Here is an 18,842-nt window from a genome sequence, read left to right on the forward strand (position 1 = left end):
CCTGTACTTCGGGGCGAAAAAGGCCGCCATTATGCCTGATCGCGCAGCTCCGCGCGGTCGCGGAACTGCTCAAGTGCCTCGGGGTTGGCCAGGGCATCGGTGTTGTTGACCGGCAGCCCATGCACCACGTTGCGGATCGCCAGTTCCACCAGCTTGCCGCTGAGGGTGCGCGGGATGTCGCTCACCTGGGCGATCACCGCCGGGACATGGCGCGGGCTGGTGTACTGGCGGATGACCTCGCGGATGCGCTGGCGCAAGGCGTCATCCAGCTGCAGGCCATCGCGCAGGCGCACGAACAGCACCACGCGCACATCGTTGTGCCAGTCCTGGCCGATGGCCACGCTTTCCAGCACCTGCTCGACCTTGTCCACCTGCCGGTAGATCTCGGCGGTGCCGATGCGCACGCCACCGGGATTGAGCACCGCATCCGAGCGGCCGTGGATCACCAGGCCGCCGCCGGCGCGTTGCTCGGCGTAGTCGCCCTGGCACCAGGCCCCGTCGAACTGGCTGAAGTAAGCGGCGTGGTAGCGGCTGCCATCGTCGTCGCCCCAGAATCCCAGCGGCATCGACGGGAACGCCTGGGTACACACCAGCTCGCCTTTCTCGTCGATCACCGGCTGCCCCTGTGCATTCCACACCTGCACCGCCATGCCCAGGCCGGGCCCTGCAATCAGGCCACGGCGTACTGGCAGCAGCGGGTTGCCAAGCACGAAGCAGGAGACAATGTCGGTGCCGCCGGACATCGAGGCCAGGCACACATCGGCCTTGAACTTGGCATAGACGAAGTCGTAACTGTGTGGCGACAGCGCCGAGCCGGTGGACAACAGCAGCCTCAGGGTATCGAGGCGATGGCTTTTCATCGGCTCGCAACCGGCCTGCTCCAGGGCTGCGAGGTACTTGGGGCTGGTGCCGAAGGCGTTGATGCCTTCGCTATCGATCAGGTCGAGCAGCCGCTCCGGGCCCGGGTGGAAGGGCGATCCGTCATACAGCACCAAGGTGGCGCCCACCGCCAGGCCCGAGACCAGCCAGTTCCACATCATCCAGCCACAAGTGGTGTAGTAGAACAGCACGTCGTCGGCCTTCAGGTCATTGTGCAGGCCGTGTTCCTTGAGGTGTTGCAGCAGTACGCCGCCGGCCCGGTGGACGATGCACTTGGGCACGCCGGTGGTGCCGCTGGAGTAGAGGATGTACAGCGGGTGATCGAAGGGCAGGGCGACGAAGGTCGGGCTGCCGCCGGGCTGGAAAAAGTCATCCCACAGGCTGACCTGGGGCGCGTTGAACTCTTCGCTGCGGGTCTGCGCCCGGGTGTAGGGCACCACCAGCAAGTGTTCCAGTTGCGGCAGTTGGGCGACGACCTGGTTGATCTTGTCGACCTGGTCCACGGTTTTGCCTGCGTAGGCATAGCCCGCGCAGGCAATCAGCAGTTTCGGCGCGATCTGCCCGAAGCGGTCGATGATGCCGTGGGTGCCGAATTCCGGGGAACAACTGGACCACACCGCCCCAAGGCTGCTGGCGGCGAGCATCGCTACCAGAGTCTCCCAGGTATTGGGCATTACCGCCCCGATGCGATCACCCGGCACGATGCCGGCCTGGCGCAAGGCCCGTTGCATGCCGGCCACCTGGGCGGCCAACTGGTTATGGGTCAGGCACTGGCGGCTGCCGTCCTCACGCACGGCGACCACGGCGGGGCGGTCATCGCGGCGTTGCAACAGGTGTTCGGCGAAGTTCAGGGTGGCGCCGGCGAACCAGCGCGCATCGCGCAGGTGCGGGCCCTCTTTCAGCACCTGGCTTGCGGGGGCATGCCAGCGCACGTGGAAGTATTCACTGAGGGTCTGCCAGAAGGCAGCGCGGTGCTCGATGCTCCAGCGGTGCAGGGTGGCGTAGTCGTCGAGCTGGAGGTTGAAGCGCAGGTTGACCCGGCGGCGCAGGGCTTCCATGCGGCTGGCTTCGATCTGCGAGGTGGAGGGGCGCCAGAGTATGTCGTTCATGCCGGGACCCTCGGTGCAGTGATGGGGCAAGCCCGCCGCGAAGGCGGGCTTGCCGACACTGGCGGTTACTCCACTTTAGCCGTTTGTACGTCCGGCGAGGCCGACCATACCCGGTAGCGCACTTCGACACCCTTGGGCACGTAGACCACCACCGGCAGCTTGCTGTTGTAGCGCAGCATGAAGCCTTCACCGACTACCGGCACGAAGGCGTCGGTCTTCTTGTTGTCCGGGCAGGCCATCAAGGTGCTGGCCGGGCCGGCCACCTTGTCCAGGCGATAGTAGTTGTAGCCCCAGCCTTGCAGCGTGTGCTCTTCGAGCTTGCCGCCAAGGCGCTGGCGGTTGCAGTCCACCTTCAGCGTCTTGCCAGCGAGGATTTCCAGCTGGTAGGCCGATTCATCGGCCTGGGCCGGCAGGTGGATCACCTGCCGGGTGAAGCCTTTTTCCGCCTCGGGGTAGGGCGCGACGTCCTTCAGGCTGGCGGCCATTGCCGGGGCAGCGGCGGCCAGGGTCAGGGACAGGAACGCGGTGAGTTGGGCTTGGCGCATAAGGCCTCCTTGCAGATAAACGAATGCAAGACCGTGCCAGGCTCAACGCCCGCCCTCACTGGGCGAGCCAGCCACCATCGACGTTCCAGGCGGCGCCGCGAACCTGGCTGCCGGCCTCGCTGCACAGGAACAATACCAGCTCACCGAGGTGACGGGGTGTGACGAAGGCCAGCGAAGGCTGTTTCTCGGCCAACAGATCGTGCTGCGCCTGCTGTGGATCACCGCCGTTGGCGGCACGGTCGTCGATCTGTTTCTGTACCAGCGGGGTCAGCACCCAGCCGGGGCAGATGGCATTGCAGGTGACGTTGCTGGTGGCGGTTTCCAGACCGATCACCTTGGTCAGCCCGACCACGCCGTGCTTGGCGGCCACATAGGCAGCCTTGCCGGTGGAGCCCACCAGGCCGTGCACCGAGGCGATGTTGATGATCCGCCCCCAACCCCGCGCGCGCATGCCCGGCAGCGCCAGGCGGCTGCCATGGAACACCGCCGACAGGTTGAGCGCGATGATCTTGTCCCAGGCCTCGACCGGGAACTGCTCCACCGGCGCCACGTGCTGGATGCCGGCGTTGTTGACCAGGATATCGAGCGCACCGAACTCGCGCTCGGCCATGGCGAACATCTGCTCGATCTGCGCCACATCGGACAGGTCGGCCGGGTGGTGTGCAACCTTCACCCCGTGCTGTTTGATTTGCGCGATGGCCGCTGCCGGGTCGCCAAAGCCGTTGAGCAGGATATTCGCGCCGGCCTCTGCCAGCACCTGGGCGATGCCCAGTCCGATACCGCTGGTGGAGCCGGTGACCAGTGCGGTCTTGCCTTTGAGCGTCATGCAGTTCTCCTTAGACGATGCCGGTGGCGTAGAACGTGGCGATGACCACGAACACGGCCAGTGTCTTGATCAGGGTAATACCGAAAATGTCCTTGTACGCCTCGCGGTGGGTCAGCCCGGTCACCGCCAGCAGGGTGATCACCGCGCCGTTGTGCGGCAGGGTGTCCATGCCGCCGCTGGCCATGGCGGCCACCCGGTGCAGCACTTCCAGCGGGATATTGGCGGCGTTGGCGGCGGCGATGAAGCTGTCGCTCATGGCCGCCAGGGCGATGCTCATGCCACCCGACGCAGAGCCGGTGATGCCGGCCAGCAGGGTCACGGTGATGGCTTCGTTGACCAGCGGGTTGGGGATGCCGCGCAGGGCATCGGCCAGCACCAGAAAGCCCGGTAGCGAAGCGATCACCGCGCCAAAACCGTATTCCGAGGCGGTGTTCATCGCCGCCAGCAGGGCACCGCCGACCGCGCTTTTGGTGCCTTCGGCCAGGCGCTGGCGAATGCTGCCGAAGGCGCACACCAGTACCATCAGGATGCCCACCAGCAAGGCCGCCTGCACTGCCCAGATCGCCGTGAGCTTGGCCACGTCGCTTTGCACCGGTGCGGCCATGCCCGGTAGTTGCAGGGTATGGCTGGCGCCGTACCACTGTGGGATCCAGTGGGTGAACAGCAGGTTCATCACCCCCACCAGCAGCAACGGCGACAACGCCAGCCACGGGTTGGGCAGGGTGATGTCGTCGGCGGTCTCCGGTTCGTTGCGCAGGTTGCTCCCGTAGCCTTCACCCTTGCGCTGGGCCTTGTTGCGCTGGCGTTGCAGGTAGAGCATGCCGGCGCTGAACACGAATAGCGTGCCGATCAGGCCCAGCCATGGCGCGGCCCAGGCGGTGGTGTTGAAGAAGGTGCTGGGGATGATGTTCTGGATCTGCGGGGTGCCGGGCAGGGCGTCCATGGTGAACGAAAACGCACCCAGGGCAATGGTTGCCGGGATCAGGCGCTTGGGGATGTCGCTTTGCCGGAACATCTCGGCGGCGAACGGGTACACCGCGAACACCACCACGAACAGCGACACGCCGCCGTAGGTGAGCAGGGCGCAGACCAGCACGATCACCAGCATCGCCTGGCGTGTGCCGAGCAGGCGGATGGCGGCGGCGACGATCGAGCGCGAGAAGCCCGACAGCTCGATCAGCTTGCCGAACACCGCGCCCAGCAGGAACACCGGGAAATACAGCTTGATGAAGCCGACCATTTTCTCCATGAACACCCCGGTGAAGGCGGGGGCCACGGCGGCGGGGTCGGTGAGCAGCACGGCGCCAAGGGCGGCGATGGGCGCGAACAGGATCACGCTGTAACCGCGATAGGCGGCCAGCATCAGCAGGGCCAGGGCAGCGAGGGCGATGAGCACGGTCATCGTGGGGGATCTCCAACTGTTGTTTTTATGGTTGGAAATGCAGATAGCGGGAATCGTGCCAGGTTGCTAAGTCATTGATTTATAGGTGGAAAATTCAAATCGTTGAATTCACAGTCTCAATCTTGAGACACAGCTGCGTGGGAGCGGGCTTGCCCCGCGATGGCCTTCACAGGAAATACTCGATTTTATGCGGCCGACGCCCTCGCGGGGCAAGCCCGCTCCCACATTCCCCATTTTGAGATCTTGGTCTCTCTATTGAGACTCTATCCCCAGCGCCACCATCTTCTTGTACAAGGTCGATCGCCCCAACCCCAACGCCCGCGCCGCCTCCGGCACATTCCCGCCACTGCGCGCCAGGGCATCGACAATCAACCCGCGCTCGAACTGCGCGCACGCCTGACGATAGTCCAGCGCTGGCGAGGCCGTTGCCACAGGGCTCAACGGCCCCAACGCACTGATCAAGTCCGCCACATTCAAACGCGGCTGGTCCGCCAGCAAGGTCGCGCGCTCCAGCACGTTGCGCAATTCACGAATGTTCCCCGGCCAGCCATGGCGCCCCAGCAGCGCCTGGGCCTCGGGCTCCAGCTCGTACTGGCTGCCCAGCTCGGCCAGGATCGCCTCGCACAGCGCCGGTAGGTCCTCCAGCCGCTCGCGCAACGGCGGTACCTGGATCGGCAGCACGTTCAGCCGGTAGTACAGGTCGGCACGGAAGGCGCCACGCGCCATGGCCGCGTGCAGGTCGATGGAAGTGGCGGCGATGATGCGCACATCGCTGCGCAGCATCTGGTTGGAGCCCACCGGCTCGTATTCCTTCTCTTGCAGTACCCGCAGCAACTTGCTCTGCAGCGCCAGTGGCATGTCGCCGATTTCGTCGAGGAACAGCGTGCCGCCTTCGGCCAGTTGCAGCTTGCCACTGCGGCCCTTGCGCTCGGCGCCGGTGAAGGCGCCGGGTGCGGTGCCGAAGAATTCGGCCTCCAGCAGGGTCTCGGGGATGGCCGCGCTGTTGATGCTGACAAACGCTTTGTGCGCCCGCGCCGAGGCGGCGTGGATGGCGTGGGCCAGCAGCTCTTTGCCAGTGCCGGTTTCGCCCAGCAGCAGCACCGGCGAGTCGCTGGCCGCGCCGCGTCGGCCGCGGCGCTTGGCCTCAAGGCAGGCGGCGCTGCTGCCGACGAACTGGGCGAAGCTATAGCGCGCCTGGCGCGCGCGCAGTTGCGAGCGGGTGCTGGCCAGCTCCTGCTGCATGCTCGAGTAGCGCTTGAGCAAGGGGGACAGGCTGCGCAACTCGTCGAACAGGGCAAAGCCGATGGCACCGATCAGCGCGCCTTGGTCGTCGTGGATCGGCAGGCGCATCACCACCAGCGGCTCGTTGGGGGTGTCGAGCATGTCCAGCAGGATCGGCTTGCCGTTGCTCACCACCTCGCGCATCAGGCTGCCGGGGATCACCGCCTCGCAGGGCTGGCCGATGGCGTTGGCGGCGTCGGCCAGGCCGAAGCGCCGGGCGTAGCGCTCGTTCATCCAGACGATGCGCGCCTGGCGGTCGACGATCACCGTGCCTTCGCTGGATTGCTCGATGATCTCGAACAGCGAGCGGATTGCCAGCTGGCGGACCTGGGGGTAATCCTTGAGGTTGTCGTGCATGTTTGCAGTATCCGCTTGAATCAGAAGGCCCTATCGCGGGGCAAGCCCGCTCCCACGTGGGAGCATCTTAAATACCTGGCGCTATCCCTGTGGGAGCGGGCTTGCCCCGCGATAGGGCCGGTACAGGCAAATCTAACGCCGTGGATCGAACGCTTCACGCAGCGCATCACCGATGAACACCAGCAACGACAGGATCAGCGCCAGGGCAAAGAACGCGGTAAAGCCCAGCCACGGCGCCTCCAGGTGCTGCTTGCCCTGGGTCACCAGCTCACCCAGTGACGCACTGCCCGCAGGCATGCCGAAGCCGAGAAAGTCCAGCGCCGTAAGGGTAGTGATCGCCCCGGTGAGCATGAACGGCACGTAAGTCAGCGTGGCGTTCATGGCGTTGGGCAGGATATGCCGCAGCATCACCTGGCTGTCCGGCAACCCCAGCGCGCGGGCCGCCTTGACGTACTCCAGGTTGCGTCCGCGCAGGAACTCGGCGCGCACCACATCGACCAGCGCCAGCCACGAAAACAGCGCCATGATCCCCAGCAGCCACCAGAAGTCCGGCTCGACGAAGCCCGAGAGGATGATCAGCAGGTACAGCACCGGCAACCCCGACCACACTTCCAGCAGGCGTTGCCCGAGCAGGTCGACCCAGCCGCCGTGATAACCCTGCAAGGCGCCGGCGGTGACGCCGATCAGCACGCTGAGCACGGTCAGGGCAAAGGCGAACAGCAGCGATACCCGCGTGCCGTACAGCACCCGGGCCAGTACGTCGCGCCCCTGGTCATCGGTGCCCAGCCAGTTGACTGCGCTGGGCGGGCTGGGGGTGGGTACCTGCAGGTCGTAGTTGGGGGTGTCGGCGCTGAACGGGATGGGCGCGAACAGCATCCAGCCGCCCTGGCCCTCGATCAGTTGGCGCACGTACTGGCTGCGATAGTCGGGCTGGAACGGCAACTGGCCGCCGAACTCCTGCTCGGTGTAGCGCTTGAGCGCGGGGGTATACAGCTGGCCTTTGTACGACAGCAGCAGTGGCTTGTCGTTGGCCACCAGCTCCGCGCCGAGGCTGAGTATCAACAGGCCGGCGAACAGCCACAGCGAGGCCCAGCCAAGGCGGTTGGCGCGAAAGCGCTGCAGGCGGCGTCGAGCGATGGGCGAGAGCATCAGCGGCCCCTCGCGTCGAAGTCGATGCGCGGGTCGAGCGCCGTGTAGCAGAGGTCGCCGATCAGGCGGATCAGCAGCCCGGCCAGGGTGAAGATGAACAGCGTGCCGAACACCACCGGGTAGTCCCGCGACACCGCCGCCTCATAGCTCATGCGGCCCAGGCCATCGAGAGAGAAGATCACCTCGATCAGCAGGGAGCCTGCGAAGAACACCGTGATCAGCGCCTGCGGCAACCCGGCCACCACCAGCAGCATGGCGTTGCGTAGCACATGGCCGTACAGCACTCGGCGCTCGCTCAGGCCCTTGGCCCGGGCAGTGACCACGTACTGCCGGGAAATCTCGTCGAGGAAGGCGTTCTTGGTCAGCAGGGTCAAGGTGGCGAACCCCCCGATCACCAGCGCGCCGACCGGCAGCACCAGGTGCCAGAAGTAATCGGCCAGCTTGCCCAGCAGGCTGAGCTGGTCGAAGTCATCCGACACCAGCCCGCGCACCGGGAACCAGTTGAGCGAGGTGCCACCGGCAAACAGCACGATCAGCAGCAGGGCGAACAGGAACGAGGGCAGGGCATAGCCGACCACGATCAGCGCGCTGCTCCAGGCATCGAAGCGGCTGCCATGGCGCACCGCCTTGCGGATGCCCAGCGGGATCGACACCAGGTAGGTGATCAGCGTGGCCCAGAAGCCCAGTGACAGCGTCACTGGCAGTTTTTCGAGGATCAGGTCGGTGACCTTGGCGCCGCGGAAGAAGCTCTGGCCGAAGTCCAGCCGGGCGTACTGGCCGAGCATCAGCCACAGCCGTTCGGGGGCGGACTTGTCGAAACCGTACTGGCGCTTGATCTCCTCGATCAACTTGGGGTCCAGGCCACGGGTGGCGCGGGATTCGCTGTGCACCGCCTCGGCCCGCGCGCCGGGGGCGCCGCCGCCGATGCCTTGCAGCCGCGCGACGGCCTGTTCCACCGGGCCACCAGGGGCGGCCTGGACGATGGCGAAGTTGACCAGCAGGATCGCCAGCAAGGTGGGGATGATCAGCAGCAGGCGGCGCAGGATGTAGCTGGTCATGGCTGTTTCCCGAGCCGTTCGGCCATCTGTTCGGTAGTCAGCGCCGTCGGGCTGACCTCCCACCAGGCGTCCAGGCCTTCGTCATAGGTGGCCTGCACCTTGGGCAGGCCGAAGCGGTTCCACCACACCGTCGAGCTACCCGGCGGGTAGTAGTTGGGGATCCAGTAGTAGTTCCATTGCAGCACTCGGTCCAGGGCATGGGCATGGCGCAGCATGTCGGGCTGGCTGCTGGCGCGCACCAGCCCGTCGAGCAGGTGGTCCACCGCCGGGTCCTTGAGCACCATCAGGTTGTTCGAGCCCGGGTCGTTGGCTGCGGCGGAGCCGAAGTAGTTGTACAGCTCGCTGCCCGGCGACAGGGTCACCGGGTAGCCGGTGACGACCATGTCGTAGTCGCGGGCCATCAGGCGGTTGACGTACTGCGCGGCATCGACGTTGCGGATGTTCAGCTCGATGCCGATCTGCGCCAGGTTGCGCTTCCACGGCAGCAGCAGGCGCTCCATGCCCGACTGACCGTTGAGGAAGGTGAAGCTCAGCGGCTCGCCCTGGGCGTTGACCAGGCGATCGCCCTCGGGGCGCCAGCCGGCGGCCTGGAGCAGGGCCAGGGCCTGCAACTGCTGCGCGCGGATGATCCCCGTGCCGTCGGTGACCGGGGCGCTGAACACCTGGCTGAACACCTCGTCGGGCACCTGGCCACGCAGCGGTTCCAGCAGCTTGAGTTCGTCCGCGTCCGGCAGCGCGCGGGCTGCCAGCGGGGTGTTGGAGAACAGGCTCTGCTGGCGGATGTACATGTTGCGCATCATCTGCCGGTTGCTCCACTCGAAGTCCCAGAGCATGCCCAGGGCCTGGCGCACCCGGCGGTCCTGGAACTGCGGCTTGGCCAGGTTGAACACGAAGCCCTGGGCCACCTGCGGCTTGGCCGGGCCCAGGTGGGCACGCTGCAGGCGGCCATCGTCGAGCTGGGCGCCGTTGTAGCCGAGGGTGAAGGCGGTGGCGGAGAACTCGCGGTTGTAGTCGTAGCCGCCACCCTTGAGCACCTGGCGCGCCACCTCGGTGTCGCCGAAGTACTCGATGCGCAGGCGCTGGAAGTTGTACAGCCCACGGGCCACCGGCAGGTCTTTGGCCCACCAGTCGGCATTGCGCTCGAAGGTGATGCTGCGGCCGTTGTCGATCCGGCTGATGCGGTATGGGCCGCTGCCCACGGGCTTGTCGAAGCCCGCACCATTGGCGAAGTCGCGCTGCTGCCAGTCGTGTTCGGGCAGCACTGGCAGGCTCGCCAGGTCCAGCGCCAGGGTGCGGCCGTGCGGCTGCTTGAAGTCGAAGCGTATCTGCCGAGGGCCTTCGACCGTCACCCCGGCCACTTCGGCGAAACGGGTGCGGTAATTGAGGCTGCCCTTGCTCATCAGCAGCTCGAAGGTGAAACGCACATCCTCGGCGCGTACCGGCTTGCCATCGGCGAAAGTGGCGCGCGGGTCGAGGTACAGGCGCAGCCAGGCGTCGTCGGGGCTGCGCTCCAGGCGCTGGGCGATCAGGCCATAGACCGTGTAGGGCTCGTCGAAGGCGCGAATGGCCAGCGGCGCGTACAGCCAGCCTTCGACCTGGCTCACGCCAATGCCCTTGTCGATGAACGGCAGGATGTGGTCGAACTGGCCGATCTCGATGGCCGAACGGCGCAGGCTGCCGCCTTTGGGGGCGTCCGGGTTGACGTAGGCGAAGTGCTGGAAACTGGCGGGGTAGCGGGGGGCTTCACCGTAGACGGTGAGGGCGTGGGTGGGGGCGGCCTGGGCGACCGCCGACAGCGCCAGCAGCAGCGCGGCACATCCCGAACGCAGCCACCTGGTGAATGCGTGGGAGCGGGCTTGCCCCGCGATGGCGGACGTCAGGCCGACTGCATTGGCACTGGCGACGCCATCGCGGGGCAAGCCCGCTCCCACAGGGTGGCTGCGCAACAACCTGTAATCAGTCCTGGCGGCTGGTCACTTCCAGCAGGTGGTAGCCGAACTGGGTCTTGACCGGGCCTTGCACGGTGTTGACCGGGGCGCTGAATACCACGGTGTCGAATTCCTTGACCATCTGGCCTGGGCCGAACGAGCCCAGGTCACCGCCCTGGCGGCTGGATGGGCAGGTGGAATTGGCCTTGGCGATTTCGGCGAAGTCAGCGCCGGCTTCGATCTGTGCTTTGAGTTCGTTGCACTTCTCTTCGCTGCTGACGAGGATGTGGCGGGCGGTGGCTCGGGCCATGGGGGACTGCTCCTAGGGGGTGAAAAAGGGCAAGCCTAGCGCACTTGTCTAGGCCATGTCTCGCAAGGCTTGCCGACTGTTTCCTACAAACGTTTGGCCGCTTCGCGCAGCATGGTCTCGGTCGCGCTCCAGCCCAGGCAGCCGTCGGTGATGGACACGCCGTACTTCAGGGCACCGGCGCCCAATGCCTGGCAACCGTCGAACAGGTGGCCCTCGATCATCACCCCGACCAGCGAACGGTCACCGGCCAGGCGTTGCTGCAGCACATCTTCGAACACCGCAGGCTGACGCATCGGGTCCTTGCCACTGTTGGCATGGCTGCAATCGACCATGATGCGTGGCGCCAGGCCCGCCTTGGCCAGGCCCTGGCGCGCCTGGGCCACGCTGTGGGCATCGTAGTTCGGGCCCTTGTGGCCACCGCGCAGCACCAGATGGGTGTCCGGGTTGCCGAGGCTCTCGATGATCGCCGGGTAGCCCTGGGCGTCCATGCCGAAGTGGCGGTGCGGATGCGCGGCGCTGCGCATGGCGTCGCAGGCAATGGCGATGCCGCCATCGGTGCCGTTCTTGAAGCCGACCGGCAGCTCCAGGCCACTGACCATTTCACGGTGAATCTGCGACTCGGTGGTGCGCGCGCCAATGGCGGCCCAGCCCAGCAAGTCGTCGAAGTAGCCGGCGGCCATGGGTTGCAGCAGCTCGGTGGCGATCGGCAGGCCGCGTTCGATCATGCTCAGCATCAAGCCACGGGACAGGGCGATGCCTGCGTGCATGTCGTCGCTGCCGTCCAGGTGCGGATCGTAGGCCAGGCCTTTCCAGCCCACCGTGGTGCGTGGTTTTTCAACGTAGGCGCGCATCACCAGCAGCAGCTTGTCGCCGACTTCATGGTTGAGCGCCGCCAGGCGGTCGGCGTATTCCAGCGCCGAGCGCGGGTCATGAATCGAGCATGGGCCGACGATCACCAGCAGGCGTTCATCGCGGCCTTCAAGGATGGCGCGGATCGCCTGGCGATGGGCATGGACTTGCTGGGTGAGTTCGGTTGACAGCGGCATCTGCTGCTTGAGCAGGTGCGGGCTGGGCAGGCGCTTGCTGACAGTGGCGTTGGCCGCTTGCGGTTGGGTCAGGGGCAGGGCGAGGTTCGAGGCGTGCATGGCGTTTTTCCCTGGGCGGACGGCGGGTTCTGGCCCGCGCGGTCGGCCCTATCGAGGTGTTCGACTGGTCGTCAAATTGGGTAGTTGTGCGGCATTGCCACCGGAAATCGACCGAACGGAGGCGGCAGGCTGGCCCGAACGGGATTGGCTAAATCGCCATGCATAGGTGCTTGGGTAGTAGTAAGTGGCGTAGTTCATGAATCTGTCCTCAAGATGAAGCGTTGAAAGTGATGGCCCGGAAAAACAAAACCCCCGGTCGGGGAGCCGACCGGGGGTTTGAGTATTCTCGTGTTCGGCGGCCCCTCGAAAGTGGGCGCCGGGTGGGTTATCGGCGCCTAGTAGCTAAACCAATAACCAAAATAAAAGGGTGCAACGGCGTTACGACCGGCAACGGCCAGCACGCGGTGCGCAGGGCGACCGGTGGGGTTGGCGTGGTTGCAGGAATGTTTCGGCATGTTGCTCTCCAGTGAATGTGCCCGAGCTTACTGCACCTTGGCGGTAGCGTTCAATGGATAAATGCTATCGGTTCAATCAATGAAGCTGACTAACGCGCAAGCTGACATATGAGTTGGTGGAGCAGGCGCTTGGCGTGGCGATGTCCAACGACTTCGCCGGTTGAATCCAGCGCACGTCTTCGGGGCCTTTCGCGGGGCAAGCCCGCTCCCACGATATCTGCGTCGTGGGAGCGGGCTTGCCCCGCGATGAGGCCATTCTCCATGTCATCGATCAGCGCCTTGGCCATGGCGCTGAGGATGCGGGCGGTGCCACCGGCGATCAGGTCGCCTTCCATTTCGGCTTCGCGGGTGAGGTGGCGGATGCAGCCGAGCAGTACCGACAACTCGTCGAAGGCGTGCTGCAAGGGGATTTCGGGCTGGATGCGGAACAGCTCCAGGCAGGTGGTGGTGCCTGTGGTGCTCCCGTGGGTAGAGGGCTCGGTCATGGCTGCGCTCCTGTCTCGTGGCGGATCAGGGGGTAGAGCAGCTGGTTGAGGTAGATGCAGGTGTTCAGCAGGGTCTGGCGCTGTTCTTCGCTGTTGGTGTTGAAATACATATCGAGCACTTCGCGTAGGCAGCCCATCAATGAGGTGGCTTCGGTACGGGCGGCTTCGGGGGTGAGGTCGGGAGAGATGGACAGGTAAGGGAAGAAACGGGGTGGGTCGGGGACGATCTTTTTCATAGGTGTATCTCTTGTGCTGGCTCAGGGAGGCACCACCCCAGGCAATTCTCACAAAGCGAAGGGTGGCAGCCGTGAACGGGGTGAGAATCCGGGGCACAAGAAACCCGGTCAGACCGAAGTCTGCCCGCACACGGCTGCCATGAAAGAGAGGCCGAATTTCTTGAAGCTTCGGGATTCTCACACCCCGGTCACCAAATATGGCGACCGGGTGAAGTTAGCCCTGAGGGATTTCCCCGACAACGCAGCAACTTCCGGCAAGCGCGTAGGATAGTTCCCAAGCCTTCTGGGCTGAAGCATTTGGTTGCAGGTTCGGAAATGTCTTACGGGTTTGGTGGTATGCCTTGGGTGGGCCTGGCTGGCTACTGCGTGAGGGCGGCCAGGTGCCAGGCGAAAGGTTTGCAGCGCTCTTGAGGTCGAGCGCCGACCGTCACCTGCCCCAATACCTCCCAGACGGCTGGACAGAATGACCGCCGCTTGTGCCTGTCCACCTGACAATTCTGCCAGTTGCGGACCTGTCGGCCGTGGCTCACCTTTCTCCCGGACACGGATGAGAAGGAGGTTGTCATGCCAGCGCCAGCCCAACAGTTGTTTTTCTACTCCCCGGAAGGCTTCTGTTTAGTCAAGCAGGGCGTTACGGGCTACTCGGCGTTGTTTCGTGCAGCCGGACAGGCACTGGCTCAGCATGGGGAGGGGCGCGTCGAGTTTGGCGCAGCCGATCACCATGGTTCGGTACTTCGGTTGCTGGGGCGCGATGCCCCCTGCGAGATGGCCTATACAGCCCACGGGCACGTCGGTGCTGACTCCTGCAAGTCATTGCTACGTTTCAACGGGCAGCGCAAGGAAACCGTCACCGGGCACTATTTGCTGGGGGACGGATACCGCGTGTTCAGCCCGGTACTGATGCGGTTCGTGGCGCCTGACAGCTTGAGCCCGTTCGGCGTCGGCGGGATCAACGCCTATGGATATTGCGGGGGGGATCCCGTTAACAGGGTCGATCCGGATGGGCATATGTTCAAGGTGCCATTTGGCAATAGACCCAAGTCTTCTGCCCCTGTGACGCAGCCTAGCGTACCGAGCACGACCGGTCCTGGCTCTGCCCCCATGACCCAACCTAGGGTTCCGAGCAATACGGATCCTGCCTCAGCCACCATGACCCAACACGATGCGAACCGGCTTCTCTCCGCTCGGGTGCAGAGGCACAATCAAGCTGTGGCTAAAAAAAATCAGTATGAGCAAAGCTATGAGGGAGGGCTGGCCTATCTCGGAGAGGGAATTGGTACGACAGTCGAAAACATCAGTCAGGCTGGAGTGGCGTCTTTCAAAGAGCATGTTTTTGTCGAGGGGGTGGCTGTCAGTCTGACCCGGGATTATGCGACTCGCTCGCGAAATCCAAATTTCACGGTGTTGTTCAAAAAAACAGTGGGCCTGGAGCGTGCCATCAAGTCCGTGCTGCCAGCCGACGCCAATAAGTCGCCCACTGAAAAATGGCCGCTCAATGTGGAGAACCAAAACACCCGCACCGATGGATAACACTCTGCGCAATCTGGAGTCCAGTGCACGCTTTCAAGCCTTTTCGCGGGTAAACACGCTCCCACAGGACGGCGCCGGCCTTGCAATCGGCTCAATCCCTGTGGGAGCGGGTTTACCCGCGAAAGGGCCAGTACAGACGACACGAAACCCTGCCTGCACAATTCGGATAGCACTCTGCACGATCTGGATATCTGCGCCCCCACCCAGGGCATAACCTGACCCGGCCTGAACAATAACAATGGAGGCCCTGGCCATGTCCCTGGGATTCGACTACCTCAATGCCATGCTCGAAGATGACCGGGAGAAGGGCGTCTATCGTTGCAAGCGTGAAATGTTCACCGACCCGCGCCTGTTCGACCTGGAGATGAAGCACATCTTCGAGGGCAACTGGATCTACCTGGCCCACGAAAGCCAGATCCCCGCAAACAACGACTTCCTCACCCTGACCATGGGGCGCCAGCCGATCTTCATCGCGCGCAACAAGGACGGGGTGCTCAACGCCTTCCTCAATGCCTGCAGCCACCGCGGCGCCATGCTCTGCCGGCACAAGCGCGGCAACCGGTCCAGCTACACCTGCCCGTTCCACGGCTGGACTTTCAACAACAGCGGCAAGCTGCTCAAGGTCAAGGACCCGAGCAACGCCGGCTACCCCGACAGCTTCAACTGCGACGGCTCCCACGACCTCACCAAGGTGGCGCGTTTCGAGTCGTACCGCGGCTTTCTGTTCGGCAGCCTGAACGCCGACGTGAAACCCCTGGTCGAGCACCTGGGCGAGTCGGCGAAGATCATCGACATGATCGTCGACCAGTCCCCCGAGGGCCTGGAAGTGCTGCGCGGCGCCAGCTCGTACATCTACGAAGGCAACTGGAAGCTCACCGCCGAAAACGGTGCCGACGGCTACCACGTCAGCTCCGTGCACTGGAATTACGCCGCCACCCAGAGCCAGCGCAAGCAGCGCGAAGCGGGCGACGAGATCAAGACCATGAGCGCCGGCGCCTGGGCCAAACAGGGTGGCGGCTTCTACTCCTTCGACCACGGCCACCTGCTGCTGTGGACCCGCTGGGCCAACCCCGAGGATCGCCCGGCCTACGAGCGCCGTGACCAGCTGGCCGCCGATTTCGGCCAGGCCCGCGCCGACTGGATGATCGAGAACTCGCGCAACCTGTGCCTGTACCCGAACGTGTACCTGATGGATCAGTTCAGCTCGCAGATCCGCATCGCCCGGCCGATTTCGGTGAACAAGACCGAGATCACCATCTACTGCATCGCGCCCAAGGGCGAGAGCGCCGATGCCCGGGCCAAGCGCATCCGCCAGTACGAGGACTTCTTCAACGTCAGTGGCATGGCCACCCCGGATGACCTGGAAGAGTTCCGCTCCTGCCAGACCGGCTACGGCGGCGGCACCGGCTGGAACGACATGTCCCGCGGCGCGCAGCACTGGGTCGAAGGTGCCGACGAGGCGGCCAAGGAGATCGAACTCCAACCGCTGCTGTCGGGCGTGCGCACCGAGGACGAAGGCTTGTTCGTGCTGCAACACAAGTACTGGCAGGACACCATGATCCAGGCGTTGAAAGACGAACAGCAACTGATCCCCGTGGAGGCCGTGCAATGAGCCTGCATGACACCGTGCGCGACTTCCTCTACCGCGAAGCGCGCTACCTGGACGATGCCCAGTGGGACCAGTGGCTGGAGCTGTACAGCAGCGATGCGACCTTCTGGATGCCGTCCTGGGACGATGACGACACCCTGACCGAGGACCCGCAGAGCGAGATCTCGCTGATCTGGTACGGCAACCGTGGCGGCCTCGAGGACCGGGTATTCCGCATCAAGACCGAGCGCTCCAGCGCCACCGTGCCGGACACCCGCACCTCGCACAACATCAGCAACATCGAGATCGTCGCGCAGGCCGAGGGCAGCTGCCAGGTGCGCTTCAACTGGCACACCCTGAGCTTTCGCTACAAGACCACCGACAGCTACTTCGGCACCAGCTTCTACACCCTCGACCTGCGCGGCGAGCAGCCGCTGATCAGGCACAAGAAGGTGGTGCTGAAGAACGACTACGTCCGTCAGGTCATCGACATCTACCACATCTGATCCACCCGGCAGAGCCTGTCGGTGTGCCCCACGGCGCGCCGCGGCCAGGCTCGCCCGTGAGGTGCACCATGAGCTACCAGATCGCACTGAATTTCGAAGACGGGGTCACCCGTTTCATCGAGGCCGACGGCACTGAAACCGTGGCCGATGCCGCCTACCGTCAGGGCATCAACATCCCGCTGGATTGCCGCGACGGCGCCTGCGGCACCTGTAAATGCAAGGCCGAATCGGGCCGTTACGACCTGGGCGACAACTTCATCGAGGACGCCCTGAGCGAGGAGGAAATCGCCCAGGGCTACGTGCTCACCTGCCAGATGCGCGCCGAAAGCGACTGCGTGGTGCGCATCCCGGCCTCGTCGCAGCTGTGCAAGACCGAACAGGCCAGCTTCGAGGCGGCCATCAGCGATGTGCGCCAGCTGTCGGCCAGCACCATCGCCTTGTCGATCAAGGGCGAGGCACTGAGCCGCCTGGCGTTCCTGCCCGGGCAGTACGTCAACCTCAAGGTGCCGGGCAGCGAGCAGAGCCGCGCCTATTCGTTCAGCTCGCTGCCCAGGGACGGCGAAGTCAGCTTCCTGATCCGCAACGTACCGGGCGGGCTGATGAGCAGCTTCCTCACCCAGCTGGCCAAGGCTGGCGACAGCATGAGCCTGGCCGGCCCGCTGGGCAGTTTCTACCTGCGGCCGATCCAGCGTCCCTTGCTGCTGCTGGCCGGCGGTACGGGCCTCGCGCCATTCACCGCGATGCTGGAGAAGATCGCCGAGCAGGGCAGCGAGCACCCCCTGCACCTGATCTACGGCGTGACCAACGACTTCGACCTGGTCGAGCTGGATCGCCTGCAGGCCCTGGCCGCGCGCATCCCCAACTTCACCTACAGCGCCTGCGTGGCCAACCCCGACAGCCAGTACCCGCAGAAGGGCTACGTGACCCAGCACATCGAGCCGCGCCACCTCAACGAAGGCGATGTGGATGTGTACCTGTGCGGCCCGCCGCCGATGGTCGAGGCGGTCAGCCAGTACATCCGCGAACAGGGCATTACCCCGGCCAACTTCTACTACGAGAAGTTCGCCGCGGCAGCCTGAGGCTTTTACGGGGCTGCCTGCATCGTGCGGGTGAGGGTGGCCTCTTTTTATTGCGATGGCGGGCAGAGCCGATGTGGGAGCTGGCTTGCCAGCGATCGAGGGCGAAGCCCTCGCCCAGCAATTTTGGCTGGCTGTTCCGGCCTCATCGCTGGCAAGCCAGCTCCCACAAGGAGATCGACATGAACAACCGATTCCACAACAAAGTCGCCCTGGTCACCGGCGCCGCCCAAGGCATCGGCCGCGCCGTGTGCTGGCGGCTCAAGGCCGAAGGCGCGCAGGTGGTGGCGGTGGACCGCTCCGAGCTGGTCCACGAGCTGGCCGGCGAGGGCATGCTGACCCTCACCGCCGACCTCGAGCAACACGACGACTGCGCCAAGGTCATGGCCCGCGCCGTGGAAACCTTCGGCCGCCTCGACATCCTCATCAACAACGTCGGCGGCACCATCTGGGCCAAGCCCTTCGAACACTACGACGTGCAGCAGATCGAGGCCGAAGTGCGCCGCTCGCTGTTCCCCACCCTGTGGTGCTGCCACGCCGCCTTGCCCTACATGCTCGAGCGCGGCAGCGGCGCCATCGTCAACGTCTCGTCCATCGCCACCCGTGGCGTCAACCGCGTGCCCTACGGCGCGGCCAAGGGTGGCGTCAACGCGCTCACCGCGTGCCTGGCCTTCGAAACCGCCGAGCGCGGTATCCGCGTCAACGCCACCGCCCCCGGCGGCACCGAGGCACCGCCCCGGCGTATCCCGCGCAACCAGGCCGAGCAGAGCGCGCAGGAGAAAGGCTGGTACCAGCAGATCGTCGACCAGACCGTCGCAAGCAGCCTGATGAAGCGCTACGGCAGCCTCGACGAACAGGTCGGCGCCATCCTCTTCCTGGCCTCCGACGAGGCCTCGTACATCACCGGCGTAACCCTGCCGGTGGGCGGTGGCGACCTCGGCTGACGGCCGCCCCGGCAAGGTTTTCTCTTCACACAA

General features: G+C 64.9%; 16 protein-coding genes and 1 pseudogene. 5 read left to right on the top strand and 12 right to left on the bottom strand.

Going from position 1 to position 18,842, the window contains the following annotated elements; translation table 11 throughout:
• Positions 1-29 precede the first annotated feature (29 nt).
• The 12 genes and pseudogenes from RTH46_RS15620 to RTH46_RS15675 form a co-directional block, all read right to left on the bottom strand.
• Positions 30-1,988: an acetoacetate--CoA ligase gene (locus RTH46_RS15620; RefSeq protein WP_316906051.1), complete on the bottom strand. Its 1,959-nt coding sequence runs from the start codon at positions 1,986-1,988 to the stop codon at positions 30-32.
• Between the two features lie 65 nt (positions 1,989-2,053).
• Entirely contained in the window at positions 2,054-2,533 is a 480-nt protein-coding gene (gene eco, locus RTH46_RS15625) for a serine protease inhibitor ecotin (RefSeq protein ID WP_153788559.1), read from the bottom strand.
• A 55-nt stretch (positions 2,534-2,588) separates the two neighbouring features.
• Positions 2,589-3,359 carry a 3-hydroxybutyrate dehydrogenase gene (gene hbdH / locus RTH46_RS15630; RefSeq protein ID WP_110994957.1) on the bottom strand — a complete coding sequence of 257 codons (771 nt, stop codon included), beginning with the start codon at positions 3,357-3,359 and terminating at the stop codon, positions 2,589-2,591.
• A 10-nt stretch (positions 3,360-3,369) separates the two neighbouring features.
• Positions 3,370-4,761, bottom strand: coding sequence for a GntP family permease (locus tag RTH46_RS15635; RefSeq protein ID WP_110994958.1), 1,392 nt, complete (start codon positions 4,759-4,761; stop codon positions 3,370-3,372).
• Between the two features lie 252 nt (positions 4,762-5,013).
• On the bottom strand, positions 5,014-6,399 hold the full coding sequence (locus RTH46_RS15640) for a sigma-54 interaction domain-containing protein (RefSeq protein ID WP_316906052.1): 1,386 nt from the start codon (positions 6,397-6,399) through the stop codon (positions 5,014-5,016).
• 132 nt (positions 6,400-6,531) lie between these two features.
• Entirely contained in the window at positions 6,532-7,548 is a 1,017-nt protein-coding gene (locus RTH46_RS15645; RefSeq protein ID WP_153788563.1) for an ABC transporter permease, read from the bottom strand.
• The gene (locus tag RTH46_RS15650) at positions 7,548-8,606 is read right to left on the bottom strand and encodes a microcin C ABC transporter permease YejB (RefSeq protein ID WP_316906053.1); all 1,059 of its coding nucleotides are present in this window, start codon (positions 8,604-8,606) and stop codon (positions 7,548-7,550) included. Before RTH46_RS15650 ends, RTH46_RS15645 begins: the two co-directional genes overlap by 1 nt.
• Entirely contained in the window at positions 8,603-10,435 is a 1,833-nt protein-coding gene (locus RTH46_RS15655) for an extracellular solute-binding protein (protein WP_316906093.1), read from the bottom strand. The genes RTH46_RS15650 and RTH46_RS15655 overlap by 4 nt, the downstream gene beginning before the upstream one ends.
• Positions 10,436-10,562: 127 nt before the next feature.
• Positions 10,563-10,844 carry a peptidylprolyl isomerase gene (locus RTH46_RS15660; RefSeq protein WP_003258780.1) on the bottom strand — a complete coding sequence of 94 codons (282 nt, stop codon included), beginning with the start codon at positions 10,842-10,844 and terminating at the stop codon, positions 10,563-10,565.
• An 83-nt stretch (positions 10,845-10,927) separates the two neighbouring features.
• Entirely contained in the window at positions 10,928-11,989 is a 1,062-nt protein-coding gene (locus RTH46_RS15665) for a 3-deoxy-7-phosphoheptulonate synthase (RefSeq protein ID WP_110994962.1), read from the bottom strand.
• A 694-nt stretch (positions 11,990-12,683) separates the two neighbouring features.
• A pseudogene (locus RTH46_RS15670) lies at positions 12,684-12,929 on the bottom strand (DUF3077 domain-containing protein); the annotation flags it as partial.
• A complete protein-coding gene (locus RTH46_RS15675) occupies positions 12,926-13,165 on the bottom strand; it encodes a hypothetical protein (protein WP_316906054.1) in 240 nt (79 codons plus the stop codon). The pseudogene RTH46_RS15670 and the gene RTH46_RS15675, both read right to left, overlap by 4 nt.
• A 564-nt stretch (positions 13,166-13,729) precedes the next feature.
• Here RTH46_RS15675 and RTH46_RS15680 point away from each other — a divergent pair.
• The 5 genes from RTH46_RS15680 (at position 13,730) to RTH46_RS15700 (ending at position 18,809) form a co-directional block, all read left to right on the top strand.
• Entirely contained in the window at positions 13,730-14,695 is a 966-nt protein-coding gene (locus RTH46_RS15680; RefSeq protein WP_316906055.1) for an RHS repeat-associated core domain-containing protein, read from the top strand.
• A gap of 253 nt (positions 14,696-14,948) precedes the next feature.
• The gene (gene benA / locus RTH46_RS15685) at positions 14,949-16,307 is read left to right on the top strand and encodes a benzoate 1,2-dioxygenase large subunit (protein WP_316906056.1); all 1,359 of its coding nucleotides are present in this window, start codon (positions 14,949-14,951) and stop codon (positions 16,305-16,307) included.
• Positions 16,304-16,789 carry a benzoate 1,2-dioxygenase small subunit gene (gene benB, locus RTH46_RS15690; RefSeq protein WP_153787809.1) on the top strand — a complete coding sequence of 162 codons (486 nt, stop codon included), beginning with the start codon at positions 16,304-16,306 and terminating at the stop codon, positions 16,787-16,789. Before benA ends, benB begins: the two co-directional genes overlap by 4 nt.
• Positions 16,790-16,857: 68 nt before the next feature.
• Positions 16,858-17,868 carry a benzoate 1,2-dioxygenase electron transfer component BenC gene (benC, locus tag RTH46_RS15695; RefSeq protein WP_316906057.1) on the top strand — a complete coding sequence of 337 codons (1,011 nt, stop codon included), beginning with the start codon at positions 16,858-16,860 and terminating at the stop codon, positions 17,866-17,868.
• Between the two features lie 179 nt (positions 17,869-18,047).
• Positions 18,048-18,809, top strand: a complete 762-nt coding sequence (locus tag RTH46_RS15700) for a 1,6-dihydroxycyclohexa-2,4-diene-1-carboxylate dehydrogenase (protein WP_153787810.1) — start codon at positions 18,048-18,050, stop codon at positions 18,807-18,809.
• Positions 18,810-18,842: the final 33 nt, after the last annotated feature.

Source organism: Pseudomonas sp. zfem004, assembly GCF_032621715.1.
Taxonomy (GTDB): Bacteria; Pseudomonadota; Gammaproteobacteria; order Pseudomonadales; family Pseudomonadaceae; genus Aquipseudomonas; species Aquipseudomonas sichuanensis.